The sequence below is a fragment of the Pseudomonas sp. P1_A1 genome (genome assembly GCF_056406935.1).
Genome location: NZ_JBFTZE010000011.1, coordinates 83,753 through 106,403, shown reverse-complemented (window position 1 = coordinate 106,403; position 22,651 = coordinate 83,753). Strand labels below are relative to the sequence as shown.

25 protein-coding genes are annotated in these 22,651 nt (G+C 58.1%); 8 read left to right on the top strand and 17 right to left on the bottom strand.

Annotated elements, in window-relative coordinates; all coding sequences use genetic code 11:
• The first annotated feature begins 154 nt into the window (after positions 1-154).
• Positions 155-691, top strand: a complete 537-nt coding sequence (gene copI, locus AC1D2Q_RS17930; protein ID WP_477814032.1) for a copper-resistant cuproprotein CopI — start codon at positions 155-157, stop codon at positions 689-691.
• 61 nt (positions 692-752) lie between these two features.
• On the top strand, positions 753-1,583 hold the full coding sequence (queF, locus tag AC1D2Q_RS17925) for an NADPH-dependent 7-cyano-7-deazaguanine reductase QueF (RefSeq protein ID WP_477814031.1): 831 nt from the start codon (positions 753-755) through the stop codon (positions 1,581-1,583).
• Positions 1,584-1,756: 173 nt separating this feature from the next.
• Here the strand turns inward: queF and AC1D2Q_RS17920 are convergent, their stop codons facing one another.
• Both AC1D2Q_RS17920 and AC1D2Q_RS17915 read right to left on the bottom strand, forming a co-directional pair.
• Complete coding sequence (locus AC1D2Q_RS17920; RefSeq protein ID WP_427624503.1) at positions 1,757-2,020, bottom strand: DUF4404 family protein; 264 nt, start codon at positions 2,018-2,020, stop codon at positions 1,757-1,759.
• A gap of 109 nt (positions 2,021-2,129) precedes the next feature.
• Positions 2,130-2,750: an HAD family phosphatase gene (locus AC1D2Q_RS17915; protein ID WP_477814030.1), complete on the bottom strand. Its 621-nt coding sequence runs from the start codon at positions 2,748-2,750 to the stop codon at positions 2,130-2,132.
• 200 nt (positions 2,751-2,950) lie between these two features.
• Here AC1D2Q_RS17915 and AC1D2Q_RS17910 point away from each other — a divergent pair, with 200 nt between their 5' ends.
• Positions 2,951-3,640, top strand: a complete 690-nt coding sequence (locus AC1D2Q_RS17910; RefSeq protein WP_428636450.1) for an MlaA family lipoprotein — start codon at positions 2,951-2,953, stop codon at positions 3,638-3,640.
• Between the two features lie 72 nt (positions 3,641-3,712).
• On the opposite strand, the gene AC1D2Q_RS17905 is transcribed toward AC1D2Q_RS17910, so the two are convergent.
• Positions 3,713-4,012: a PilZ domain-containing protein gene (locus AC1D2Q_RS17905; protein ID WP_007935265.1), complete on the bottom strand. Its 300-nt coding sequence runs from the start codon at positions 4,010-4,012 to the stop codon at positions 3,713-3,715.
• Positions 4,013-4,288: 276 nt separating this feature from the next.
• Between AC1D2Q_RS17905 and rssB the strand changes: the two genes are divergently transcribed.
• Together rssB and rssC are read left to right on the top strand one after the other, a co-directional pair.
• Entirely contained in the window at positions 4,289-5,470 is a 1,182-nt protein-coding gene (rssB, locus tag AC1D2Q_RS17900) for a two-component system response regulator RssB (protein WP_007935264.1), read from the top strand.
• Entirely contained in the window at positions 5,470-5,952 is a 483-nt protein-coding gene (rssC, locus tag AC1D2Q_RS17895; protein ID WP_007935262.1) for an anti-sigma factor antagonist RssC, read from the top strand. The genes rssB and rssC overlap by 1 nt, the downstream gene beginning before the upstream one ends.
• Positions 5,953-6,093: 141 nt before the next feature.
• Here the strand turns inward: rssC and tal are convergent, their stop codons facing one another.
• On the bottom strand, positions 6,094-7,020 hold the full coding sequence (gene tal, locus AC1D2Q_RS17890; RefSeq protein ID WP_477814029.1) for a transaldolase: 927 nt from the start codon (positions 7,018-7,020) through the stop codon (positions 6,094-6,096).
• A 358-nt stretch (positions 7,021-7,378) separates the two neighbouring features.
• Complete coding sequence (gene dusA / locus AC1D2Q_RS17885; protein WP_477814028.1) at positions 7,379-8,380, bottom strand: tRNA dihydrouridine(20/20a) synthase DusA; 1,002 nt, start codon at positions 8,378-8,380, stop codon at positions 7,379-7,381.
• A 272-nt stretch (positions 8,381-8,652) separates the two neighbouring features.
• Between dusA and AC1D2Q_RS17880 the strand changes: the two genes are divergently transcribed.
• On the top strand, positions 8,653-9,216 hold the full coding sequence (locus AC1D2Q_RS17880; protein WP_477814027.1) for a hypothetical protein: 564 nt from the start codon (positions 8,653-8,655) through the stop codon (positions 9,214-9,216).
• 382 nt (positions 9,217-9,598) lie between these two features.
• On the opposite strand, the gene AC1D2Q_RS17875 is transcribed toward AC1D2Q_RS17880, so the two are convergent.
• Positions 9,599-10,057 carry a hemerythrin domain-containing protein gene (locus AC1D2Q_RS17875; RefSeq protein WP_477814026.1) on the bottom strand — a complete coding sequence of 153 codons (459 nt, stop codon included), beginning with the start codon at positions 10,055-10,057 and terminating at the stop codon, positions 9,599-9,601.
• A gap of 485 nt (positions 10,058-10,542) precedes the next feature.
• Between AC1D2Q_RS17875 and AC1D2Q_RS17870 the strand changes: the two genes are divergently transcribed.
• Complete coding sequence (locus AC1D2Q_RS17870) at positions 10,543-10,740, top strand: hypothetical protein (protein WP_019582096.1); 198 nt, start codon at positions 10,543-10,545, stop codon at positions 10,738-10,740.
• Between the two features lie 127 nt (positions 10,741-10,867).
• Here AC1D2Q_RS17870 and AC1D2Q_RS17865 read toward each other — a convergent pair whose 3' ends face one another.
• From AC1D2Q_RS17865 to AC1D2Q_RS17820, 10 genes are all read right to left on the bottom strand, one after another.
• Positions 10,868-11,659, bottom strand: a complete 792-nt coding sequence (locus AC1D2Q_RS17865) for a transporter substrate-binding domain-containing protein (RefSeq protein WP_477814025.1) — start codon at positions 11,657-11,659, stop codon at positions 10,868-10,870.
• Positions 11,660-11,740: 81 nt separating this feature from the next.
• Complete coding sequence (locus AC1D2Q_RS17860; RefSeq protein WP_477814115.1) at positions 11,741-13,822, bottom strand: copper-transporting P-type ATPase; 2,082 nt, start codon at positions 13,820-13,822, stop codon at positions 11,741-11,743.
• A 90-nt stretch (positions 13,823-13,912) separates the two neighbouring features.
• Positions 13,913-14,119, bottom strand: coding sequence for a DUF2933 domain-containing protein (locus AC1D2Q_RS17855; RefSeq protein ID WP_477814024.1), 207 nt, complete (start codon positions 14,117-14,119; stop codon positions 13,913-13,915).
• 95 nt (positions 14,120-14,214) lie between these two features.
• Entirely contained in the window at positions 14,215-14,619 is a 405-nt protein-coding gene (locus tag AC1D2Q_RS17850; RefSeq protein ID WP_477814023.1) for a hypothetical protein, read from the bottom strand.
• Positions 14,620-14,846: 227 nt separating this feature from the next.
• A complete protein-coding gene (locus AC1D2Q_RS17845; protein WP_019582098.1) occupies positions 14,847-15,188 on the bottom strand; it encodes a hypothetical protein in 342 nt (113 codons plus the stop codon).
• 154 nt (positions 15,189-15,342) lie between these two features.
• Positions 15,343-16,266, bottom strand: coding sequence for a copper homeostasis membrane protein CopD (copD, locus tag AC1D2Q_RS17840; RefSeq protein ID WP_477814022.1), 924 nt, complete (start codon positions 16,264-16,266; stop codon positions 15,343-15,345).
• Between the two features lie 3 nt (positions 16,267-16,269).
• The gene (copC, locus tag AC1D2Q_RS17835) at positions 16,270-16,653 is read right to left on the bottom strand and encodes a copper homeostasis periplasmic binding protein CopC (protein WP_007935236.1); all 384 of its coding nucleotides are present in this window, start codon (positions 16,651-16,653) and stop codon (positions 16,270-16,272) included.
• A 55-nt stretch (positions 16,654-16,708) separates the two neighbouring features.
• On the bottom strand, positions 16,709-17,596 hold the full coding sequence (locus AC1D2Q_RS17830) for a copper resistance protein B (RefSeq protein ID WP_477814021.1): 888 nt from the start codon (positions 17,594-17,596) through the stop codon (positions 16,709-16,711).
• Positions 17,597-17,606: 10 nt separating this feature from the next.
• Positions 17,607-19,424, bottom strand: coding sequence for a copper resistance system multicopper oxidase (locus AC1D2Q_RS17825; RefSeq protein WP_477814020.1), 1,818 nt, complete (start codon positions 19,422-19,424; stop codon positions 17,607-17,609).
• A 146-nt stretch (positions 19,425-19,570) separates the two neighbouring features.
• Positions 19,571-20,278: a murein L,D-transpeptidase catalytic domain family protein gene (locus AC1D2Q_RS17820; RefSeq protein WP_477814019.1), complete on the bottom strand. Its 708-nt coding sequence runs from the start codon at positions 20,276-20,278 to the stop codon at positions 19,571-19,573.
• Positions 20,279-20,359: 81 nt separating this feature from the next.
• Between AC1D2Q_RS17820 and AC1D2Q_RS17815 the strand changes: the two genes are divergently transcribed.
• Positions 20,360-22,111: a L,D-transpeptidase family protein gene (locus tag AC1D2Q_RS17815; RefSeq protein ID WP_477814018.1), complete on the top strand. Its 1,752-nt coding sequence runs from the start codon at positions 20,360-20,362 to the stop codon at positions 22,109-22,111.
• A 3-nt stretch (positions 22,112-22,114) separates the two neighbouring features.
• Here AC1D2Q_RS17815 and AC1D2Q_RS17810 read toward each other — a convergent pair whose 3' ends face one another.
• On the bottom strand, positions 22,115-22,597 hold the full coding sequence (locus AC1D2Q_RS17810) for a hypothetical protein (RefSeq protein ID WP_477814017.1): 483 nt from the start codon (positions 22,595-22,597) through the stop codon (positions 22,115-22,117).
• Positions 22,598-22,651: the final 54 nt, after the last annotated feature.

The window sequence follows — 22,651 nt, the reverse complement described above, 5'->3', positions numbered from 1 at the left end:
GGGCGACTCGGGCAGTTTGAACAGGTGCGTTATACCGTGGGCGGCGAGGAAGCAGGCCAACCTGACAAAGTTGTAATCTGCCTGTCAGGTAGCTGGCAGAGCCGACGGGGTAGAGTTTCCCACAAGCTGAACCTCATCTTGTTGGAGTGCGACTATGTTTTTGCAAAAGCGTCTGGCGCTGGCCGCTTGTTTGCTGACTCTGAGTTTAGGGCTGGAAGCCTCACCGGCGCAGACCTACGATTTCGGTCAGCCGGCCTCGGCCGCCCAGGCCACCCGCAGCGTTGAAGTGGTAATGGGCGATATGACCTTCAGCCCCAAGACCCTCGATATCAAGGCCGGGGAAACCGTGCGCCTCGTACTGGTGAATAAAGGCCAGTTGCTGCATGAATTCAACCTCGGCGATGCACAGATGCATGCCAGGCATCAGCAGGAAATGCTCCAGATGCAGCAAAGCGGCATGCTGATGCCTACAGGCATGAAGGCCATGGACCACGGTTCCATGGCCGGAATGGATCATGGCGCCATGGATCACGGCATGAAGCATGACGACCCCAACAGTGTGTTGGTGGAGCCGGGTAAAACCGCCGAGCTGACCTGGACCTTCACCAAGGCCACTCACCTGGAATTTGCCTGCAACATCCCCGGCCATTATCAGGCCGGCATGGTCGGCAAACTGACAGTCAGTCAGTAAGCACTCAAAGGCGGGAGCAAAGGCTGGTAGAATCCGCTGATTCTTCAGTCAGGTTTCCGCCATGCATCCCGCAGCCGAACATTCGCCGCTGGGCAAATCCAGCGAATACATCGCCACCTACACGCCGTCCTTGCTGTTCCCGATCCCGCGCGCCGCGAAATGGGCCGAGTTGGGCCTGACCGCGCAAACCCTGCCGTACAAGGGCGTGGACTTCTGGAACTGCTTCGAGCTGTCGTGGCTGTTGCCGTCCGGCAAGCCTGTGGTGGCGATCGGCGAATTCAGCATCCCGGCAGATTCGCCGAACATCATCGAGTCGAAGTCGTTCAAGCTGTACCTCAACTCGCTGAACCAGACGCCATTTGCCGACACCGCGAGCCTTGAAGCGACGCTGGTGAAAGACCTCTCGGCCGCTGCCGGCAAACCGGTGGGCGTGCGGGTTCGCAGCCTGAAAGAGGTTGAGGCAGAAGGCGTCGTGGCGTTGCCGGGTGTGTGCATCGATGACCTGGACATCAGCGTCAGCAACTATGAGCATCCGCGTCCGGAACTGCTGCGTTGCGATGAGTCGCGCATCGTTGAAGAGTGCGTGCACAGCCATTTGCTCAAATCCAACTGCCCGGTCACCAGTCAGCCGGACTGGGGCAGCGTGGTGGTGGAGTATCGCGGCGCGGCGCTGGATCACGCGAGTTTGCTGGAATACATCGTGAGCTTCCGCCAGCACTCGGACTTCCATGAGCAGTGCGTGGAGCGGATTTTCCTCGACCTGCAGCGGTTGCTGAAGCCGGAGAAATTGACGGTGTACGCGCGGTATGTGCGTCGCGGTGGGTTGGACATCAACCCGTATCGCAGCACCGAAGAGGTGCAGCTGCCGAACCATCGGTTGGTCCGTCAATAAGGCCAGAATCAAAAGATCGCAGCCTGCGGCAGCTCCTACATTGGGACGACGTACACCCTGTAGGAGTTGCCGAAGGCTGCGATCCTGGCGCAATTCCAGTCGACCAATAACTTGACTGCCGGAAATCAAAAAGCCCCGCTATCGATAGCGGGGCTTTTTTGCATTTGACGGGCTCAAATTCCCATATTGCCCAAAGCCTGCACGATGTTGCGCAAAGTGCCGGCCAGCGTGGGATGTTCAAGTTCGAAGCGCTCGACGGCCAAGTTTACATTGTCGGCGAGGTTGGTGTCCTGGGTTTTGGTTTCCAGTTCAAGTTCGAGTTCAATCTGTTGCATCAGCGCGTGCAGGTCATCGCGCTCGGCTTCGGTCAGTGGCGGATTCTGTTCCAATTGCTCGCGCAGTTTGTTGAGCTGTTCTTGCAGTTCGCGGGCAGGCATGGCGTTCTTCCTTTTCTCGATAGGCACTGGCATAGACCGCAGCGTCGTGCCAAAGGTCTATGGCTGACCTTTAGATTAATCCACTCCCGGGCAACCTGCATGATCTCAGTCAGGGCTTTTCGCCTTTGAGCCGACGCAGACTGATATCGGCCAGGCAGGTATCGAGCTCGCCCAGATGATCGATCACCGAATGCACGCCCAGGCCGAACAACTGCACCGTCGCCTTGCCGCGCAAGTGTTCCCGTTCCTTCTGGCTCAAGGCTTGCCATTCGTTCGGCGCGAGCCCGCATAACGAGCCGCACGACGCCAGGCCGATGGTCCACAGCCCGGCGTTCAGGCCCGATTGCAGCAGTCGCGGCTCGCCGCTGACCAGCACGCAACCGTCCAGGCGCTCGACATTCAACGCCATCAAGGCTTGCCAGCAGGCATTCGGGGCCGGCCATGGATGGATTGTTTCGGAGTGTTGCAAAGATTTGATCCAGGCCGGAAGTGCGACGGCCAGGGAATGGCTGAGAGCAGGGGGTAGTTCATCAAGCCAGGCGCAGGGAATCCGTTGTCGCTGCAAGCTGGACAAGCTTTCCAAAGCGCCGGGCGTGACCTCGGCGTGCTCGGCAGAAACGGTGCCGTGCTGACGCGTGCGCGCGCCGAAATCCACCAGGCAACCACTGAGACCGAACAGCACGGCGGTCAGATTCGGTGCGGCAAGGGGCAAGACTTCGGCGTGCGGCATGGAAACGTCCCTGAAATAGCGACAAGGCTATTCATGGACGATGACAATCAAGTGACACGGATGTGAATGGCTCGCCGTCAGGAGGCGTCGTTCGTAGGCCATCGTGCACGATGCTGCCTAAACCGGGTTTTCCGTCATATACTAGCGGTCTTTGCGCCTGGGCCAAGCGCCCGCGTCAGTACAATCCAAGGAGTTTTTCTATGCGCTGGAGCAATCGACTCGCTCAGCTTTGTATGTGTGCCAGTGTATTGCTGGTTCCGTTCGCGGCTCAGGCCGCCACGGAAGAAGACCCTTGGGAAAGCATCAACCGCCCGATCTACAAATTCAACGACTTTGTCGACACCTACGCACTGAAGCCGTTGGCTCAGGGCTACCAGTTCGTCACGCCGCAGTTTCTGGAAGACGGCATCCACAACATGTTCCGCAACGTCGGCGATGTGACCAACCTCGCCAACGACGTGTTGCAGGCCAAGCCCGCTGCGGCTGGCGTCGACACCGCGCGTTTGATTTTCAACACTACCTTCGGCCTGCTGGGCTTCTTCGACGTGGGCACCAAAATGGGCCTGCACCGCAACGACGAAGACTTCGGCCAGACCCTCGGTTACTGGGGGGTGGGCAGCGGCCCGTACGTGATGCTGCCGCTCTTGGGCCCAAGCACCTTGCGTGATACGCCTTCCAAGTATGTCGACGGCTATACCGGTCCGTACCCTTACATCAACGATATACCGGTACGTAACTCGATTTACGGCCTGAACATCGTCGACACTCGCGCCAGCCTGTTGTCGGCCGAGAAACTGGTCACTGGCGACAAATACACCTTTATTCGCAATGCATACCTGCAAAACCGCGAATTCAAGGTCAAGGACGGTAAGGTCGAAGACGATTTTTAATCTCGACCGGTAAAACGAAGAGGGCGGCCAATTGGCCGCCTTCTTTCGTTTGGCTTGCGGGTTAAGTCAGGGCTATTTCATCTTCAGGATTGTAAGCCCGAGTTTCTGGCCGCCACCATCCTGTGCTTTCACCCACACCACCTCGGTGTCGGCCTCAAGGCCTTTGAGCGCTGCGTGATCGGAATCGATCCGCACGCTGAGCCGGTCACCGACCTTGAATGAGCGAGGCGCCTCCAGCTGCATGCCACTGCTGGAAAGGTCGATGCAGACGGCTTGCACCTCATCGCCTTCATGAATCAGCGACACATCGGCATCAACCCGCATGCGGATGAAATCGCGCTTTTCGCTGTAGTCCCGATCGGTTTGGCTCATGGGCTCGATCCTTCCTTTGGGTTACGGTTTTGCCTGTTCTTATAACTCTCGGTGATTTGACAAGTAAAGACGTCAAGCGACCATCGGCGTGAGCTTGAAACGCCTCGCGGATGGGAGTACCGTCTGCGCCTTAGAAGGGCACCTCTGGTGGAACAGTGAGTAGGGCAAACGCTCGAAAACGGTGCAGCAGAGAGGCTAGAAAGCGAATCCAGTAGTGTGTGCAGGGCCAAATGCCCAGCCTGCTACGCCAACCTAATTCTGGCGCCGTTTGCCCACATGCCAAAAACCAGTGCCACGCTGCTGATAATCGATGATGACGAAGTAGTGCGTGCGAGCCTCGCGGCCTACTTGGAAGACAGTGGTTTCAGTGTCCTGCAGGCCAGCAATGGCCAGCAGGGTCTTCAGGTATTCGAGCAAGACAAGCCCGACTTGGTCATCTGCGATCTGCGCATGCCGCAGATGGGCGGACTCGAACTCATTCGCCAGGTCACCGAACTGTCGCCGCAAACCCCGGTAATCGTGGTTTCGGGCGCCGGTGTGATGAACGACGCCGTCGAGGCCCTGCGCCTGGGCGCAGCGGACTACCTGATCAAGCCTCTCGAAGATCTCGCCGTACTCGAGCACTCCGTGCGCCGTGCCCTGGATCGTGCGCGTCTGCTGCTGGAAAACCAGCGCTACCGCGAGAAGCTGGAAAAGGCCAACCGCGAGCTGGAAGCCAGCCTGAACCTGCTCCAGGAAGACCAGAACGCCGGTCGCCAGGTGCAGATGAACATGCTGCCGGTGAGCCCCTGGACCATCGACGAGTTCCAGTTTGCGCACCAGATCATCCCGTCGCTGTACCTGTCGGGCGATTTCGTCGACTACTTTCGGGTCGACGAGCGTCGGGTAGCGTTCTACCTGGCGGACGTTTCCGGTCATGGCGCCTCTTCAGCCTTCGTCACCGTGCTGCTGAAGTTCATGACCACGCGCTTGCTGTTCGAATCCAAGCGCAACGGCACATTGCCGGAATTCAAGCCTTCAGAAGTCCTTGGTCATATCAACCGGGGCCTGATCAGTTGTAAGCTGGGTAAACACGTCACAATGGTCGGTGGTGTCATCGACGAGGAGACAGGTTTGTTGACCTATAGCATCGGCGGTCATTTGCCGTTGCCTGTGTTGTACACGCCAGACAGTGTTCGTTACCTGGAAGGGCGTGGTCTGCCGGTGGGCCTCTTCAATGAAGCCACCTACGAAGACCACGTACTGGAGCTGCCGCCGGTATTCAGCCTGACGCTGATGTCTGATGGCATTCTGGACCTTTTGCCAGAACCCACACTCAAAGATAAAGAAGCTGCTTTGCCTCAACGGGTTAAAGCGGCGGGCGGCAGCCTGGATGGTCTGCGCCAGGTTTTTGGATTGGCCACGCTAGGGGAGATGCCGGATGATATCGCCCTGTTGGTGTTGAGCAGGAATCTTTAATGAGTACCGGTAGAATCCAGTTCGCCGAGCAGGACGGCACCTTCGTCCTGAAGTTCGTCGGTGAAGTTCGCCTGACCCTGTGTTCGGCGTTGGATGCGACTATTGAGCGGATCTTCACTGCGTTGAACTTCAACGCCATCGTGATCGACCTGACTGAAACCCGCAGCATCGACAGCACCACCCTGGGCCTGCTGGCCAAGCTGTCGATCCTGTCGCGGCAAAAAGTCGGCCTGTTGCCGACTGTCGTCACCACCCACGAAGACATCACCCGTCTGCTGCAGTCCATGGGTTTCGAGCAAGTGTTCAACATCGTTGACCGCCCGATCCCATGCCCTGAATGCCTGACCGACCTGCCAGACCAGGACCAGTCCGAAGAAGTGGTGCGGATCAAAGTCCTCGAAGCACACAAAATCCTCATGGGCCTGAACGACTCCAACCGTGAGGCGTTTCATGACCTGGTGAACGCGCTGGAGCGTCACTGATTAATTCCCTGTGGGAGCGGGCTTGTCCGCGAAGGCGCCCTAACAATCACCACATCTTCCAGTGCTAAGCCCATTACCCAAATTCAACGCAAAAAAAGGGCGAACCCATGGTTCGCCCTTTTTGCATCCAGCTAACTCAAATCACAGCTTGGCCTGCAACAACGCCTCAAGCTTCTCCTGGTCCCGAGCAAACTGACGAATGCCCTCAGCCAGCTTCTCGGTCGCCATCGCATCCTCGTTGGACAACCAACGGAACTGCGCTTCATTCAAGCTCAGACGCGCTTCACCCGCATGCCCCGGCACCAATTTGCGCTCCAGCTTGCCGGTATCCGCCGCCAGTTTCTCCAGCAGATCCGGGCTGATGGTCAACCGATCACAACCGGCCAACTGCTCGATCTGATTCAGATTACGGAAGCTCGCACCCATCACTACGGTTTTGTAGTCATTGGCCTTGTAGTAGTTGTAGATGCGCGTCACCGACTGCACGCCCGGATCATCCGCGCCGGTGTAGTCGTTGCCAGTGGCCTTTTTGTACCAGTCGTAGATACGGCCCACGAACGGCGAAATCAGGAAAACCCCAGCGTCAGCACATGCCGCCGCCTGAGCGAAAGAGAACAGCAAGGTCAGGTTGGTCTGAATGCCTTCCTTTTCCAGCGTCTCGGCAGCGCGGATGCCTTCCCAGGTGGAAGCGATCTTGATCAGTACACGGTCACGGCCAACGCCGGCCTTTTCGTACAGGTCGATCAGACGGTGCGCACGCTTCAATACGGCGTCAGTGTCGAACGACAGGCGCGCATCCACTTCAGTGGAAATACGGCCAGGAATCACCTTCAGAATCTCTTGCCCCACCGCCACACCAAAACGGTCACTGGCCAGGCCCACATCGCCCTTGCAGTCGCTGACGCAAGCGTTCAGCAGCTCGGCATAACCGGGAATGGCCGCTGCTTTGAGCAGCAGGGAAGGGTTGGTGGTGGCGTCCACGGGTTTAACGCGAGCGATTGCTTCGAAGTCGCCGGTGTCGGCAACCACGGTGGTCATTTGTTTGAGTTGTTCCAGCTTGGAAGTCATGGGCGTGCTCTGTCCTATGGGTCTAATGACATTACCCGAGCGCTGACAGCCACTCAAGGGTGCATGTGCGTATCGAAGGCCCCAGTGGCAACATCCTGAAAAACGAATGTTTGAAAGGCGGGGCGTGGTCTCGGTAAATACGATGCTGAAATGGAGGGCAGGTTCAATGGAGGTGACGGTTAGCGTGTTGAGCAGGCCTGGGTCATGTCCTCAATGCTTACCGATTTGACCAGCTTGCGAATTAGACCTTTGAGCGCTCGAGCCGAACAAGTGACGGCCGCCATTTCAAAGCGGCCATTTTCTAACGAGACAGAGCGCGGACACCGGCGCGCGAAACCTACAAGCGAGTGACGAGGGATTAGCGTCCCTCCAACAACTCTGCCGCCTGATCCAGCAACGCCAACGGCTCTTTAGCCTTGTGAATATCCACCGACAACAACTGCCGAAACTTGCGCGCCCCAGGAAACCCGGTGCCCAGCCCCAGTACATGTCGGGTGATGTGATGCATCGCCCCGCCCGCCAGCAGATGCTCGGCAATATAAGGCCGCAACTGCGCCAGCGCCTCGGCGCGAGTGATCACCGGCGCCGTGCTGCCGAACAGCTGCTGATCCACCTCAGCCATCACATAAGGATTGTGATACGCCTCACGGCCCAGCATCACACCGTCGAACGTCTGCAAATGCTCGTGACAGGCCTCCAGCGTCTTGATCCCGCCGTTGAGAATAATCTCCAGCTCCGGAAAATCCGCCTTCAACCGCGCCGCCACGTCATAGCGCAGAGGCGGAATGTCTCGGTTCTCCTTCGGCGACAACCCCTCCAGAATCGCAATCCGCGCATGCACCGTAAAACTCGTGCACCCGGCATCCCGAACCGTGCCGACGAAATCACACAACTGCTCGTAACTGTCCCGCCCATTAATCCCGATCCGATGCTTCACCGTCACCGGAATCGACACCGCATCACGCATCGCCTTCACACAATCAGCCACCAACTGCGGATGCCCCATCAGGCATGCACCGATCATATTGTTCTGCACCCGATCACTCGGGCAGCCGACGTTCAGGTTTACCTCATCGTAACCGTGCTCCTGGGCCATGCGGGCGCAGGCAGCCAGGTCCAGCGGGACACTGCCACCGAGTTGCAGGGCGAGCGGGTGCTCGGCTTCGTTGTGACGGAGGAAGCGGTCGTGATCGCCGTTGAGGAGCGCGCCGGTGGTGACCATTTCGGTGTAGAGCAGGGCGTGCTTGGAGAACAGGCGCAGGAAGAAGCGGCAGTGGCGGTCTGTCCAATCCATCATCGGCGCAACGCTGAAGCGGCGGGAGAGGGCTGGCACAGAGTTTGGAGCAAATGATGGGAGCATTGGGCATCTGGGTGTGTGAGGCGAGGAGTGGGAAGTTTATCAGGAATGTCTGTCGGGGCGGAGAGGGGGCTGTAAAGCCGTCGAACTTGCGTTGGGATAGGCAAAGAATATTTTTTGTCTTCGCTCTCGCATGTTCTTGAAAATGCCGAGTTTCTGACTAGCCTCAAGACACTGGGGGTGTCAGATTGACATTTTTTGATTTGGATAATGAGGCTTTAAGCAGAATAGTAATGTAAAGCAGGACGCATGCTTGATGATAAAGGAGCTATCAGATGATTGAGATTCAACCCTGCAACCAAGCACTATTTATTGGTCCGCTTCCTGCGCCGAATAATATGGGTGTGTGTTTTTCCCTATCGATTCATTGGCTAGCAAACGACTGCGAAGATGTAATGTTTCAATCTGTCGCAGATGGTGCGTTGGCTGCGTATGGGCCTGGAAGTGCCAACCGACTAAATCAAATGCAAAATGCTGGAAATATGATGGCTGGCGGTGGCATTACACTGCAAACGTTGGTCGCGATGGCCCAAGCATTATATTCAAATATTAACCAGGTGGTACCTGTGCCGGCCAATGTTCTATCGTTTGGCAATCTTTTTGCTTCGTTTACTCTTGCCTTGTACGACGAAAGTATTGTGTGGTTGCAAAATCCTTTAGTTGCTGGAGATAGGGGGCATGTTGTTGCCTATAATCGTCGTTCAGGACGATTTTATGATGCTAATAATGGAAGCTATAATGAAGAAGTTGATCTGCACTCGGAAATGGCCAGTTTTATTGTTCATGAGTATGAAAATACATATACTCATTTTCAGGTTTTTTCGCTTGATATTCACTGAAAAGGCGAGTTTGAAAGGTGGTGAGTAAATAAATTAGTCCCTAATCAGTCCATTTTTTATACTTTTTTATAGGCGTGGGTGAGGCTGGGAGGTGGGGGGCGGGATTGAGCTTGTGGAGCTTAGGCGAGTCTAGAGAGTGAGCACGGGAACGGGAGAAATTGGAAGGTTTGGCACGAGTAAGTGAATTTGTCCCCATTTTTCTTTTGGCAAATAGCCTTGGATCTTTGTGTAGTCAGCACAGGCGCCAAAGCGAAGGGACTTGCAACGAGGAGCCCCCGATATACGGACACCCCTGTGAGTTAATACACGGTGTCCGCGTAATTACTTAGTGAAGTTGGTGCTAAGTAGCAGCTAAATTTTGAAAGTGTACGGTGACTTCCAATTAATGCCATTGACGTTTGATTTCCTGCCACTGGTCGTCTGACAGCCACTTATCTGCCGCCGGAAAGAAAATATTTTCCTCAGCGTCCATATGATCGTAATATTTTTTGATGAAGTCATCGATAGTGTCAGCAATTACTCTCGTTTCCTTAGTGGTGTCCTCCAACATCTTCAGCTGTCCAGCAATGCGCCCAAATGCTTGATGATCTCGCTCGATATCCTTGACCCGTTGGTGGATCGGCGCCTCAGTCTCTAGCAAGGCCAGTCGAATAAGTTCTTCATTTTCATGGTGGTGTCGCTCTGCATCACCGTGCAAGGCTTCCAGCATCGCGAACAACGACTTGCAGTCATCAGTCCCATCGGATTCATGTCTCATTTTCCTCAGCAACTCTTTGATCTGAGTAATTTTCATGGCCACTTCATGATGATAGGCCTGAAGTTCTTTCAATAAGACGTTCATATCAAATCCTCGTTACGACACCAAATCATCACGGAAAGATGTTTTTAACCAGCAACTCTCAAGGATATCTAGGCTTTTAAATTTCAATATCTTCTTAAATGCGCTCGCTGGCACTATTCAATCTTTTTAGTATAGGCGAGACATAAAGCTGTCACCCCGGGAAATTTTCTGCCTTTGGAAAAAATTGAAATATCGAGTGAATGTTTATATGCACTATTTGATCTGCCGGATGTCCGCCAGCGAAAACGGAAGGAAAAAGCAGCGCCCCAATCGACGAGGTGGCAGCCGTGCGCGGGTCTGCAAGACCGGGAAACCAGGAACCCGGCAGACCCGAAAGTCTCCCGCACAAAGCCGCCATTGAGCGGACGCAAATGCTGAACCAACGCTGTCGCTCAGCAATGTTTCATCAAGTGTGGCGGCCGTGTGGCATAGGATGACCACCTAAGACCGTGCTGCCACACCTCCAGCCCACAGGAAACAACAAGATGATCTCGAACCTCTTCAAAGCCATGCTGATCACCGGTGCTTTGCTCTTGAGCGCCTGTTCGGGTGTGAGCACCAGTTCCTGCTTTTCAGAAGGCTGCCAACAGTTCGACGGCCATAACCCCAACAAGGTGAACTTTGGTGGGAGCGCCATCGGCAACAGCTTTAATGAGTACAGCTCGGGCTTGCTGCACGACTAAGGAATGACGCAACGGCTTGGGTGTTTTCGCCGTTGCGTGATTTGCCTGATGCTCCGCGACGTCGACGACGACTGCTTCGCAGCCGGACGCAGGCTGCGCCAGCTGCTGCAGGGAATGGACTAACAGGCTATTTGGCCTCTGGCACCGCGATCCACTGACCGAGGACTTTCTGGTAATTCCCCGTCACCTTGGCCAGGTGCAGCCACTGATCGACATACATCTTCCAGCTGATGTCATCCCGCGGCAGCAGATATGCCTTCTCCCCATACTGCATGTATTGCGTCGGGTTGACCGCGCACAACCCCGGTTTGAGTTTCTGCTGATACAGCGCTTCCGACGCATCGGTAATCATCACGTCAGCCTTCTTCTCCAGCAGTTCCTGGAAGATGGTCACGTTGTCGTGCAGCTGCAATTGCGCCTTGGGCAGGAAGGCATGGACGAAGGCTTCGTTGGTGCCGCCGGCCGGTTCGACCAGGCGAACCGAAGGCTGGTTGATTTGTTCGAGGGTCTGGTATTTCGCTTGATCTTCGCAGCGCACCAGCGGGATTTTGCCGTCGACATCCAGGGTGGTGCTGAAGAAGGCTTTTTTCTGGCGTTCCAGGGTGACGGAGATGCCGCCGACGCCGATGTCGCATTTGCCCGCGAGCATGTCGGGCATCAGGGTTTTCCAGGTGGTCTGGACCCACTCGACCTTCACGCCCAGGCTCTCGGCCAGCGAGCGGGCCATGGCGATGTCGATTCCCGAGTATTCGCCGTCCTCGGCTTTGTAGGTATAGGGTTTGTAGTCGCCTGTCGTACAAACCCGCAGTTGGCCTTGTTGCAGGACGGTGTCCAGGTGCGAAGGGCTTTGCTCTGCCTCAGCGCCGCAGGATAGCGCCAGCAGGCCACTGAGCAGCAATGTGCTTTTTATGGTTTTCATCGTTATCGGGCTTTTGTGATGGAGTGGGGGGCAAGGCTGGATCAGTGTAGTGAAACCGCTTCCTGGCTGTCAGCAATGTGCTCAGTCAATCACGGCCCGGCGCAGGCGCAAGGCATTGAACACTACTGAGGCAGAACTCACGCTCATGGCCAGGGCAGCCACCAACGGGGACAGCAAATGCCCGGTCAACGGGTAGAACAACCCGGCGGCGAGGGGGATGCCCATGGCGTTGTAGGCCAGGGCAAAGGCAAGGTTCTGGTGCATGTTGCGCACGGTTGCCACCGACAGGTTGCGGGCATGCAGAATGCCGAGCAGGTCGCCCTTGACCAGGGTGACTTGAGCGCTGTTCATGGCGACATCGGTGCCGGTGCCCATGGCGATACCGACGTCGGCACGGGCCAGGGCCGGGGCGTCGTTGATGCCGTCGCCGGCCATTGCCACTCGGTGCCCGCGTTCCTGCATACCGGCGGCCAGGCGTTCCTTGTCCTGTGGCTTGACCTCGCCGTGGACTTCTTCGATACCCAGTTGGCGGGCGACGGCACGGGCAGTGGTGAGGCCGTCTCCGGTTGCCATGATTACCCGCACGCCATCGGCCTGCAGGCGTTCGACAGCGAGCCGGGTGGTGGGTTTGATCGGGTCGGCGACGGCGAGCAACCCCGCGAGCACGCCATCCACGGCCAGGTACATGATGCTGGTTCCGTCGCTGCGCAGTTGCTCGGCTTGAGGTTGCAAGGCTTCCAGGGCGATGCCGGCTTCAGCCATTAGCGTGGTGTTGCCCAGTTGAACACGGTGCCCGTCGACCTGGCCGCGCACGCCGATCCCTGACGCCGACTCGAACGTCTGCGCTGTGCTCAACACCGCGCCGTTGGCGCGAGCACGTTCGACGATGGCGTGAGCCAATGGGTGCTCGCTGCCCTGGTCGAGGCTGGCGGCCAGGCGCAGCACCTCGTCAGCACTGTAGCCAGGCGCAGGTTCGACGCTGTGAAACGCCGGGCGGCCTTCGGTGAGGGTGCCGGTCTTGTCCACGATCAGGGTGTCGATTTTGCGCAGGTTTTCGATCGCCGCCGCATCCCGAAAGAGCACGCCGCTGCTGGCCGCCTTGCCGGTGGCGACCATCACCGACATCGGTGTGGCCAGGCCGAGGGCACACGGGCAGGCGATGATCAGCACCGCCACTGCGTTGATGAGACCGAACACCCAGCTCGGTTGCGGCCCCCACAATCCCCAGCCGACAAAAGTCAGGGCGGCAATGGCGATCACCACCATGACGAAGTAGCCAGCAATCACGTCCGCCAGGCGTTGCATCGGTGCTTTGGAGCGTTGTGCCTGGACCACCATCTGCACAATTTGCGCAAGCACGGTAGCTGAGCCCACTTTCTGCGCCTGCATCACCAGGCTGCCGTGGGTATTGAGGGTGGCGCCGATCAGCCCGTCACCAGGGCGTTTCATCACGGGGACCGGCTCGCCTGTGAGCATGGACTCGTCCACCGCACTTTCGCCCTGCAACACCACACCATCGACCGGGACCTTCTCGCCGGGGCGCACGCGCAAGGTGTCACCGCTGTGCACATGACTCAGTGCGATGTCTGCTTCGCTGCCGTCGGCGTTGATCCGGCGTGCGGTCTTGGGCGCCAGGCCGAGCAGTGATTTGATCGCGGCCGAGGTTTGCGAGCGCGCCTTGAGTTCCAGCATCTGTCCGAGCAGCGTCAGGGAAATAATGACCGCCGCTGCTTCGTAGTACACGCCAACCCGGCCGTCCATCATGAAGGTGGCTGGAAACAGGCCGGGTGTCAGGGTGGCGGCAAGGCTATAGAGGAAGGCCGCCGCGGTGCCGAGGCCGATCAGCGTCCACATGTTGGGGCTGCGCTGGATGACCGAACGGGCGCCGCGCACATAGAACGGCCAGCCGGCCCAAAGCACGACGGGCGTGGCGAGCACCAGTTCGACCAGGTTCTGTGTGGCGCCGTGAAACAGGCTCAAGCCATGACTGCCCATCGCCAGCGCGGTCACTGCCAGGGTCAGAGGAAGGGTCCACCAGAAGCGCCGGGAAAAGTCGGCGAGCTCAGGGTTGTCCGCTTCCTCCGGTTCGGGCAACACCGGCTCAAGGGTCATGCCGCACTTGGGGCATGTACCCGGACCGCGCTGGCGGATCTCCGGGTGCATGGGGCAGGTGTACTCTTTTTCGGTCGTCGGCTCCGCTGCCTGCTGCGCCAAAGCAGGTGATTTGAGGTGATCGAGATGGCGGTGCATGGGTCAGTGTCTGCCGCCGTGGTGATGCCCGAACAGGTGCATCAGCGGGCACAGCAATAGAATCAGATAGGGCAAAAGCGGGTAGATATGACCGTAATGCTCGCGGGCCAGGTAGAACAGTCCGATCACCAGCAGCATGCCCAGCGCGATGCCGGGTTTGCTGCGCCAGAACGAGGGGGCTGGAGGTGTCGAGGGGTTTGAGTGGTTCATGTGACTCGCTCCATTTTTGACGAAAATGTTGCGGGGTGTCGTCCGGCCATGCCGGCCAATGCCAACCGTCAGCGACGGGGGCTATGGCGCAATGCTTATTGGCCCATTGGCATCTTCATCATCCTGGATTGCTGATCCATCATTTTCATCATCATGTCCATCATCGCCGTGTCCGAGTTGTCCTTGCCGCCGGACATGCCTTTGCCCATACCCATCCCCCTGCAATTGTCGTGCATCATGCCGAGGCTGTTTCTCATCGTAGTCATGGCTTCCTGCATCGCCGCCTGGCGTTCGGCCGGGGTTTTGGCAGCGATCATTTTGTCGTGAGCAGCCTGCATTTTCTTCATCTGTTCGCTCATGGCCTTGTCTTGCATGGGCATGGTTTGGGTGGCGTCATTGGAGGGGGCGGCGGGCACCGTTTCGGGGTATTCAGCAGCTGGCGCCAGCAATGGGCTGCTCATGAGCAGAGCGGCCAAGAGGGATTTGACGTAGATGTGCATGGCGATCTCCACAGTGATAACGCGGGGCGGCAGCCTCGGATGGCTGCGGACCAGGGTATGTTGTGTTCCCGTTAGCGGGAGTGATCTTGAACTTACGCCACGGTCGGAGGGTGTTGTTGATCCATATCAAACGACGCCCACAGAGGTTTATTGTGCTGCCAGGGTGACATTCCAATGGCTGATACGTGTCAGGCAAGGCCCGACACGTATCCCTCTACATGAGTTGTTTATCCACAAGCCACGGACTTCGAACTCTTAAGATGAGCTTCAATCGAGTTGCTGGCAGAGTGGACTCTTACTCCCTTGAGTTTATCGAGTGGCGGGTCTTTCCAAAGTTTTGATGCGTCGATGGGAAGGATGACCTGTATAGCAGCCCCTTGGGGCGGATCAGCAACAAAATCGAAGTCCTGAATGCCGTCTGGTGGGAACTGAATGTAAACCCGCGGCTCCAGTCTCGGGTTTGTCCATCCACCAGAATTCACCAGGCCAATTGCCGATATGTGCAGCTGCGGTGGGTTTGATTTAAGTATTTTTAAGTCGACATCCACCACTTTCATTACTTCAGCCATTTTCGAACTCCTTTCGATAATTGCGCCGCTTTTTTCACCTTGGCGCTTGGGTGTTGAACCCTCTGGCTTGAAATCTAGTGTGGTTAAACGCTAGTAAAGGCCCCTCACCCTGTCCACTGACTGCTCTGGCCGGTCATCGGATGCTTTCATTTCCCTACTGGGCACCCATTTCCGGACTCAGCGTTCCGAGCCAAGCCACCAATCCCACGATCAACATCGCCGCCGCCAGTTCCACCACTACGCTGCGCCGCAACGCATTGGCGGCGACCGTGTATTGCCCGTCCCGCAACGAGCGCTCCAGAAACGGCCCAAGGTGAAACCGGTTCAACGCGGCGAGCACCAGCATGCCGGCAAACAGCACCACTTTGATGAACAGCAGAATCCCGTAAGTGCTGAGAAACACCTCATCCAGCTTCGGCCCAACGATGAACAGATAATTCACGACTCCCGTCGCGGTGATGACCACGACGATGGCCGCGCCAATCGCCTCAAACCGATTAACCGCGCGGGCCAGCAACCTGAGGCGCGCTTCGGTTTGCAGGGCGTTGATCTTCGCCATCAACGCAAACGCCAGTAATGCTCCAAGCCAGGCCCCCGCTGCCAGCAGGTGCAGAATGTCCACCGTGAAATGCCAAAAGCGACGATTGCCTTCATCCATCGCCCCATGTCCGCTCCAGGCCAGGCTGGCGAGGGCAACGGCACCGGCAAAAGCCGCGACCCATAAACCGAAACCAGGCGCACGGAGCATCACCGCTAAGCCAGCGACGACCAGCGCAACAATGCGAACCCCCCAAGCCAAGCCGACATCCGTCTCGAACAGCATCATCTCGATGTGCGGACGCAGCTCGGCGAAGTCCGTTTCACCGCTCATGGCACTTACCATCATCACCATGCTGGCGACAGACAACACTGCGCCCAGCACCGCCGTCCCCGCCAACATCAACCGGAACGGCAGCACCGCCCCAGATACCCGTTCCTGCCCTTTAAGGCTATACAGCCCAAAAAGTGCCACCCCGAACAACAGCATCAAATCCACATACAACGCAAACCGCAGGGCAATGCCGACCGAGTCGCTCATCAATCACTTCACTTTGAACGTAACGTTGCCGGTAATCGGGTGAGTGTCCGAAGACACGGCGCGCCATTCGACTTTGTAGCTGCCGGTGGGCAGGGGCGAGAGTGGGGTGATGACCATGGTTTTCGGGTCGCTGCCGCCGGAGACCTTGGCTTTCATCGGCATGGGGGAATGGGCCATGCCGGGCATTTCGGTCATGACCAGTTTTGCGCCGGAGAATTGGGTCATGAGGTTTTCGGAGAAGTGCAGTTCGATGTTGCTCGGTGCTGCGCCGTCCGCGCCTTCGGTCGGGGTGGAGGAGAGCAGTTTCGGGTGGGCTTGAGCCAGTGCGCTCATGAGCAGCCCGGTGGAAAGTGCGATGGCGACAGCGGTGATTTTGATGGTGCGCATGCAAGGCCTCTTACCGCTTTAAGCGGTTGTTTTTTAGGTTTTTGAGTTGAAGCGTTTAGAACCACATTCGAACGCCGACGACCAGTCGGGCTTCGCTGCGGTCCTCGCCTTCGTCCCTGGCGTAATCGGCGGTTTTGCCGTAGGTGCGGTTCCAGGTCACGCCGATGTAGGGCGCGAATTCCCGGCGGATTTCATAGCGCAGGCGCAGCCCGGCTTCGGTGTTCGACAGCCCGGAGCCGATGCCCCGTTGCGGGTCGTTTTTGCCGTAGACGTTAAGCTCGGCGGTCGGCTGCAGAATCAGCCGGTTGGTGAGCAGAATGTCGTAGTCGCCTTCCAGCCGTGCGGCGGTCTGGCCACCTTCGCCGATGAAGGCCGTGGCCTCGGTTTCGAAGTTGTACAGGGCCATGCCTTGCACGCCGAACGCAGCCCAGGTTTGCGGGGCGCCGGGTTTGAAATCCTGGCGCACGCCGGTTACCACGTCCCACCATGGGCTGATCGCGTGGCCCCAGAGGGCCTGGACTTCGGCATCTTCGGTTTTGCCATTGACGCGTTCGCCTTCGGAGCGCAGCCACAGGCGATCGATATCGCCGCCGATCCAGCCGGACAGATCCCACGCCAATGCGCTGCCGTTATCGGCGTCCTGCCATTCGAGTTTGTCGGCGAGGAAGTAATAGTTGAGCGCACTGTCGTGCATGTCATGGCCGGCGGGGCTGACGAAAACGGCGGCACGGTCGGCGTCGGTCAATGCCGGGATCGGCGTGCGGCTTTGGGTCGGTGCGGCGGGCTGCATTTGCCCGTAATCCTCGCTCTGCATCTGGCTGTGATCCATGCCCGGCATCTGGCTATGGTCCATGCCCTGCATGTTGTCGGTGGCGGCCATGGCCGAAGAGAGCGTCAGGCCCACGGTAACGAGGGCCAAAGAGATCGGAGTGAGTCTGGTCATGGGGAGCGCCTTATTCTTCCACGCGAACTTCACGGAACATGCCCATTTCCATGTGGTACAGGAGATGGCAGTGGTAGGCCCAGCGACCGAGCGCGTCGGCGGTGACCCGATAGCTGCGCCGTGATCCGGGCGGCACGTCGATGGTGTGTTTGCGCACCATGAACTGGCCGTTCTCGTCTTCGAGGTCACTCCACATACCGTGCAAATGAATGGGGTGGGTCATCATCGTGTCGTTGACCAACACCACCCGAATCCGCTCGCCGTACTTGAGTCGCACGGGTTCGGCATCGGAGAACTTCACGCCGTTGAACGACCACGCGAACTTCTCCATGTGACCGGTCAGGTGCAGCTCGATGGTGCGGCCGGGCTCGCGGCCGTCCGGGTCTTCGAAGGTGCTGCGCAGGTCGGAGTAGGTCAGCACACGGCGGCCGTTGTTGCGCAGGCCGATGCCCGGGTCGTCGAGTTTTGGCGTGGTGCTCATGGCTTGCATGTCCACCAGCGGGTTGTCTTTTTCCGTGTCGGGATGGGATTGCATCCCGGCCATTCCGGCCATGCCACCCATGGCCATGCTGCTGTGATCCATGCCGGCCATGCTGTCCATGCCCTGCATGTCGCCGCCGTCCATGCCCTGCATATCACCACCAGTCATGCCCTGCATGGCACCGTGGTCCATCCCCGCCATGTCGCCGCCCATGCTGCCGTGATCCATGCCGCCCATGCCCATGTCATCCATGGTCACCAGCGGTCGCGGATCCAGCGCTGGAATCGGCGCCGACAATCCGGCCTTCACCGCCAGGGTGCCTCGCGCATAACCCGTTCGATCCATCGACTGGGCGAACAGGGTGTAGGCGTCCTGGGTCGGCTCGACGATCACGTCGAACGTCTCCGCCACCGCGATGCGGAACTCGTCGACGCTCACTGGTTTGACGTGTTGGCCATCCGCCGCGACCACGGTCATTTTCAAGCCCGGGATGCGCACGTCGAAGTAGGTCATGGACGAGCCGTTGATAAAACGCAGGCGCAGCTTTTCGCCGGGACGGAATAAGCCAGTCCAGTTCATGTTCGGCGCCTGGCCGTTCATCAAGTAGGTGTAAGTGGCACCGCTGACATCCGCCAGATCGGTGGGGTTCATCTTCATCTCGGCCCACATCTTGCGATCGGCCACCGTCGAGCCCCAGCCTTTCTCGCTGACGTCGTGGATGAAGTCGCCCACGGTGCGTTTGTTGTAGTTGTAGTAGTCCGATTGTTTCTTGAGTTTTTTCATCAGGCCGACGGCGTCTTCGTCGGTCCAGTCGGTGAGCATCACCACGTAGTCGCGGTCGTACTGGAACGGCTCCGGCTCCTTGGCGTCGATAACCAACGGCCCATAAACCCCGGACTGTTCCTGAAAGCCCGAATGGCTGTGGTACCAGTAAGTGCCGTTCTGCCGGACCTTGAACTGGTAGACGTACATGCCGTCCGGTTCGATCCCGTGAAAGCTCAGGCCTGGAACGCCGTCCATGTTGGCCGGCAGCAAAATGCCGTGCCAGTGAATGGAAGTGCTGTCCTTGAGTTTGTTTTTCACCCGCAGCGTGACGGTGTCGCCTTCGCGCCAGCGCAGCAGGGGGCCGGGAATGCCGCCGTTGATGGTCATCGCGGTTCGAGGGTTGCCGGTGATGTTGACCGGGGTTTCGCCAATGAACAGGTCGAAGTCGGTACCGGCCAGCACATTCGGTTCGCCGGGGCTGGTGACCGCCCAGACCGGCGTGCGCCACAGCCCGAGGCCAGCGAGCACCCCGCCAGCGGCCAGGCCCTTCACGAAGGTGCGTCTTGAGGTGTTGGAATGCATGCCGTTTTATCCCGTCCGTCAGCCTGATGAAGCCCTCAGGTCCATCCTGAGCGGAAGGAAGAGAGCTCAATGAGGAGGAGGCTAACGGGCGGTGCCTTTCAGCAGGCTGAGGCCAAGATTACAGTTTTGACAGTTTCACGCGGTGTTCAAGGACTGCTATTGGACCTGGACGATTCCGCCACGGTGGCGTTACCGCAATTGATATACGAAGAAGACTTCAACCAACGCTGATCCGGGTAGTAAGAAAATAACAACTGCCCATCCTTCATCGAGTCGATCAGCCGATGTGCAATCGCGGGTCTCACCGCCGGGCAGCCGAGACTTCTGCCAATCCGGCCATTGGCCCGCGCCAGGGCAGGGCTGACGTAAGGCGCGCCGTGAATGACGATCGCCCGTTCGAAGGCGTTGTCGTTAAAACCCGGTTCCAGACCTTCCATGCGCAGGGAATAACCGTTCTGCCCGACGTAGCTGGATTGGGTGCGGTACAAACCCAGGCTGGTGGCGTAGCTGGCATTCTGATTGGAGAACTGGCTGGCCATGTTCTCGCCACTGTTGCGACCGTGGGCGACCAGTTCATGGAACAACAATTTGCGTTGTTTAAGGTCGAATACCCAAAGACGTTGCACGGTCGAGGGCAGGGAATAATCGATCACTGCGAGTCTCTGCACCGGGGACGTGCCTTGGGCCCGGCTGCATTGGGAGGCGCGAACGGCCAGGGCAATGACTTTGGCGTTGGCATCGGGGGCCGCTTTGACCAAGGCAGCTTCAAGCGAATCGGCGTAGGCTGCCGGTAATGAAAAAAAAGCAGTCAGCAGCACGGCCGTCATTAAGCAGCCAAAGCGGTGTGGGGCCATATGCAAGTCTCATCTGAATATTTCGAGTCTAGCAGCGCGCACGACGCTAGCCGGTTGAAAACGGGAGATTAAGGATTATCCATGGGGCAGTTAACAAGGTTATTCGTCATAAGCCGCATATTTTTTATGGGCTTTCTGATAAGCGGCACGGCGATCGCACAAACTTCGCCGATTGAGCCGGTATCACCCGTTAGCCCTGCGGCTGAAGCGGCACCAGGCGATTATGTCGGCCAAGCGATTCAGGCGGAGTTGGCGCCATTGAGTTCGGCGTTTCCGCCGCTGCTCACCTCGCCACGTCATCAACGGGTCGATGTGAACCGAGTGGTGATGGATTTCTATAGTCATCGTGGCTATCGCGCTGCCTGGACGGACGATGACGATGTCGCCCTGTTGTTGAAAAGCCTGGGCGATACCCAGGCCGATGGCCTGAACCCCGCGGATTTCCGGACCGCCGAGTTGGCCGAGGCCCGCGCATTGATGCAGACAACCACCCCAACCCCCGGGCAACGGGCAGCCTTTGATATCTCCGCCACCCGAACGTTCATCACGGCGCTGCTGCAGTTGCGGCGCGGCAAGGTCGACCCTTCGCGGTTGGACATCCACTGGAACTTCGACCCCGCTGGCGTCGATCCTCGGGAGGACGTCAATAAATTTTTTGCCGCCCTCGACAGCCATGACATTGCGCGCGCCTTCGCCCAGGCACCGCCCCAAGAAGCGATTTACGGCACCTTGCGCCATGGCCTGGCGCAACTGCGCAAGGTTCGTGATCGGGGTGGCTGGCCAAAGATCCCGGAAGGGCAGACGCTCAGGCCCGGCATGGACGACGCCTCGGTCGCTCTATTGCGTACGCGTTTGGCGGCGGGCGGCTATCTCGCCGCGCAAGGAACTGCTCGCACCGACTACGACGACACCGTCACTGCGGCGGTGAAGAAGTTTCAGACCGAGCAATACCTCGGGGCGGACGGCGTAGCGGGGCCGGCGACGCTCGCGGAGCTGAATGTGTCGGTCGAGGCGCGAATCGATCAAGTGCGGGTGAACATGGAACGGGCGCGGTGGCTGCTGTACAAGCTTCAGGGCACCTTCGTCGTGGTCGATATCGCCGGGTATAAAGTTGCGTTCTATCGCGATGGCAAACCGATCTGGCGCTCACGGGTGCAGGTCGGTAAGCCGTTTCGCAGCACGCCGATTTTTCAATCCGCGATCACCTACGTCACGTTCAACCCCACCTGGACCGTGCCGCCGACGATTCTGCTCAAGGACATGCTGCCGAAAATTCGCGACAATCCTGGCTATCTTGAGGCAAGCCGGATTCGCGTGATTGATCGAGATGGCAATGTGCTCGATCCGTCCACTGTCGATTGGGACAACCCGCGCGGTCTTACCTTGCGGCAGGATGCGGGGTCGGATAACTCGCTGGGGCAGGTGGTGATTCGTTTTCCCAATGAGTATTCGATTTATCTGCACGACACGCCGCATCGAGAGTTGTTCGCGAAATCCAACCGCGCGACCAGCTCCGGCTGTATTCGGGTAGAAAACCCGCTGCAATTGGTAGAGCTGTTGTTCAACGATCCGGTTCACTGGAACAGCGAAGGGATTCAAAAGCAGTTAGCCAACGGCAAGACAGAGAACATCAGGCTCCCGGTGAAAGTGCCGGTGCTGTTGGCCTACTGGACGGTGGACCTGAGTCTTGATGGACGCGTGACATTCAAGCCCGATGTGTATGGCTATGACTCCCCGGTATTGCGAGCGTTGAATCGGCCTTCGGAGCGGCCGGCGCTGGACGGGAGGCGAGAGGCGCCTCCCTCGGTAGCGGCGGAGCAGAGCAATTTGTAGGCCTTAAAGCCCCAAGCCTTCCTGCACGGCCAGCAGCAAATTGTGTTCCGTCAGCGCGATCGCATCCGGTTGTTGTCCGGATTGTTCGCTCGCCTGGAGCCACCACTGCGTCTCGCCGTGTTCGTTCACGGTTCGTAACAAGGCGAGTTCCTTGCCTGTCGAGTGGATTTCGATCCGCCCGGCACCGTCGACGGTGAAACGCGCGACGGGATCGAAGGTGATGCTGTGGTGGTTGCCTTCGATCAGCAGTTGGTCGATGGCGTAATCGTAAGTCGCACCGTCCGGCGCACTCTCGAACACATGAGTGGAATTGCGTCGCAGCTTCAGGCCCACCTCGATCAGTGGTTGCAGCCAGGCTTCGATCTGGTGATACAGCTCGTAGACCTGGGCGGGCCAGCTGTCGATGGCTTGATCGGCGATGGTCGCGTCGGCACTGGTTTGCCGGGATTGTTTAAGCTTCGCGGCGAGCTCGTCTACCTTACTCATTTCGATTTCCTGTCGTGATGTCAGTTAATCGTAGCTCCTTCAAGGTCATGTGGT

Excerpts from the sequence above, each read along its gene's own strand:
- copI (WP_477814032.1), top strand. The coding sequence starts at position 155 with ATGTTTTTGCAAAAGCGTCTGGCGCTGGCCGCTTGTTTGCTGACTCTG.
- queF (WP_477814031.1), top strand. The coding sequence starts at position 753 with ATGCATCCCGCAGCCGAACATTCGCCGCTGGGCAAATCCAGCGAATAC.
- AC1D2Q_RS17920 (WP_427624503.1), bottom strand. The coding sequence starts at position 2,020 with ATGCCTGCCCGCGAACTGCAAGAACAGCTCAACAAACTGCGCGAGCAA.
- AC1D2Q_RS17915 (WP_477814030.1), bottom strand. The coding sequence starts at position 2,750 with ATGCCGCACGCCGAAGTCTTGCCCCTTGCCGCACCGAATCTGACCGCC.
- AC1D2Q_RS17910 (WP_428636450.1), top strand. The coding sequence starts at position 2,951 with ATGCGCTGGAGCAATCGACTCGCTCAGCTTTGTATGTGTGCCAGTGTA.
- AC1D2Q_RS17905 (WP_007935265.1), bottom strand. The coding sequence starts at position 4,012 with ATGAGCCAAACCGATCGGGACTACAGCGAAAAGCGCGATTTCATCCGC.
- rssB (WP_007935264.1), top strand. The coding sequence starts at position 4,289 with ATGCCAAAAACCAGTGCCACGCTGCTGATAATCGATGATGACGAAGTA.
- rssC (WP_007935262.1), top strand. The coding sequence starts at position 5,470 with ATGAGTACCGGTAGAATCCAGTTCGCCGAGCAGGACGGCACCTTCGTC.
- tal (WP_477814029.1), bottom strand. The coding sequence starts at position 7,020 with ATGACTTCCAAGCTGGAACAACTCAAACAAATGACCACCGTGGTTGCC.
- dusA (WP_477814028.1), bottom strand. The coding sequence starts at position 8,380 with ATGCTCCCATCATTTGCTCCAAACTCTGTGCCAGCCCTCTCCCGCCGC.
- AC1D2Q_RS17880 (WP_477814027.1), top strand. The coding sequence starts at position 8,653 with ATGATTGAGATTCAACCCTGCAACCAAGCACTATTTATTGGTCCGCTT.
- AC1D2Q_RS17875 (WP_477814026.1), bottom strand. The coding sequence starts at position 10,057 with ATGAACGTCTTATTGAAAGAACTTCAGGCCTATCATCATGAAGTGGCC.
- AC1D2Q_RS17870 (WP_019582096.1), top strand. The coding sequence starts at position 10,543 with ATGATCTCGAACCTCTTCAAAGCCATGCTGATCACCGGTGCTTTGCTC.
- AC1D2Q_RS17865 (WP_477814025.1), bottom strand. The coding sequence starts at position 11,659 with ATGAAAACCATAAAAAGCACATTGCTGCTCAGTGGCCTGCTGGCGCTA.
- AC1D2Q_RS17860 (WP_477814115.1), bottom strand. The coding sequence starts at position 13,822 with ATGCACCCGGAGATCCGCCAGCGCGGTCCGGGTACATGCCCCAAGTGC.
- AC1D2Q_RS17855 (WP_477814024.1), bottom strand. The coding sequence starts at position 14,119 with ATGAACCACTCAAACCCCTCGACACCTCCAGCCCCCTCGTTCTGGCGC.
- AC1D2Q_RS17850 (WP_477814023.1), bottom strand. The coding sequence starts at position 14,619 with ATGCACATCTACGTCAAATCCCTCTTGGCCGCTCTGCTCATGAGCAGC.
- AC1D2Q_RS17845 (WP_019582098.1), bottom strand. The coding sequence starts at position 15,188 with ATGGCTGAAGTAATGAAAGTGGTGGATGTCGACTTAAAAATACTTAAA.
- copD (WP_477814022.1), bottom strand. The coding sequence starts at position 16,266 with ATGAGCGACTCGGTCGGCATTGCCCTGCGGTTTGCGTTGTATGTGGAT.
- copC (WP_007935236.1), bottom strand. The coding sequence starts at position 16,653 with ATGCGCACCATCAAAATCACCGCTGTCGCCATCGCACTTTCCACCGGG.
- AC1D2Q_RS17830 (WP_477814021.1), bottom strand. The coding sequence starts at position 17,596 with ATGACCAGACTCACTCCGATCTCTTTGGCCCTCGTTACCGTGGGCCTG.
- AC1D2Q_RS17825 (WP_477814020.1), bottom strand. The coding sequence starts at position 19,424 with ATGCATTCCAACACCTCAAGACGCACCTTCGTGAAGGGCCTGGCCGCT.
- AC1D2Q_RS17820 (WP_477814019.1), bottom strand. The coding sequence starts at position 20,278 with ATGGCCCCACACCGCTTTGGCTGCTTAATGACGGCCGTGCTGCTGACT.
- AC1D2Q_RS17815 (WP_477814018.1), top strand. The coding sequence starts at position 20,360 with ATGGGGCAGTTAACAAGGTTATTCGTCATAAGCCGCATATTTTTTATG.
- AC1D2Q_RS17810 (WP_477814017.1), bottom strand. The coding sequence starts at position 22,597 with ATGAGTAAGGTAGACGAGCTCGCCGCGAAGCTTAAACAATCCCGGCAA.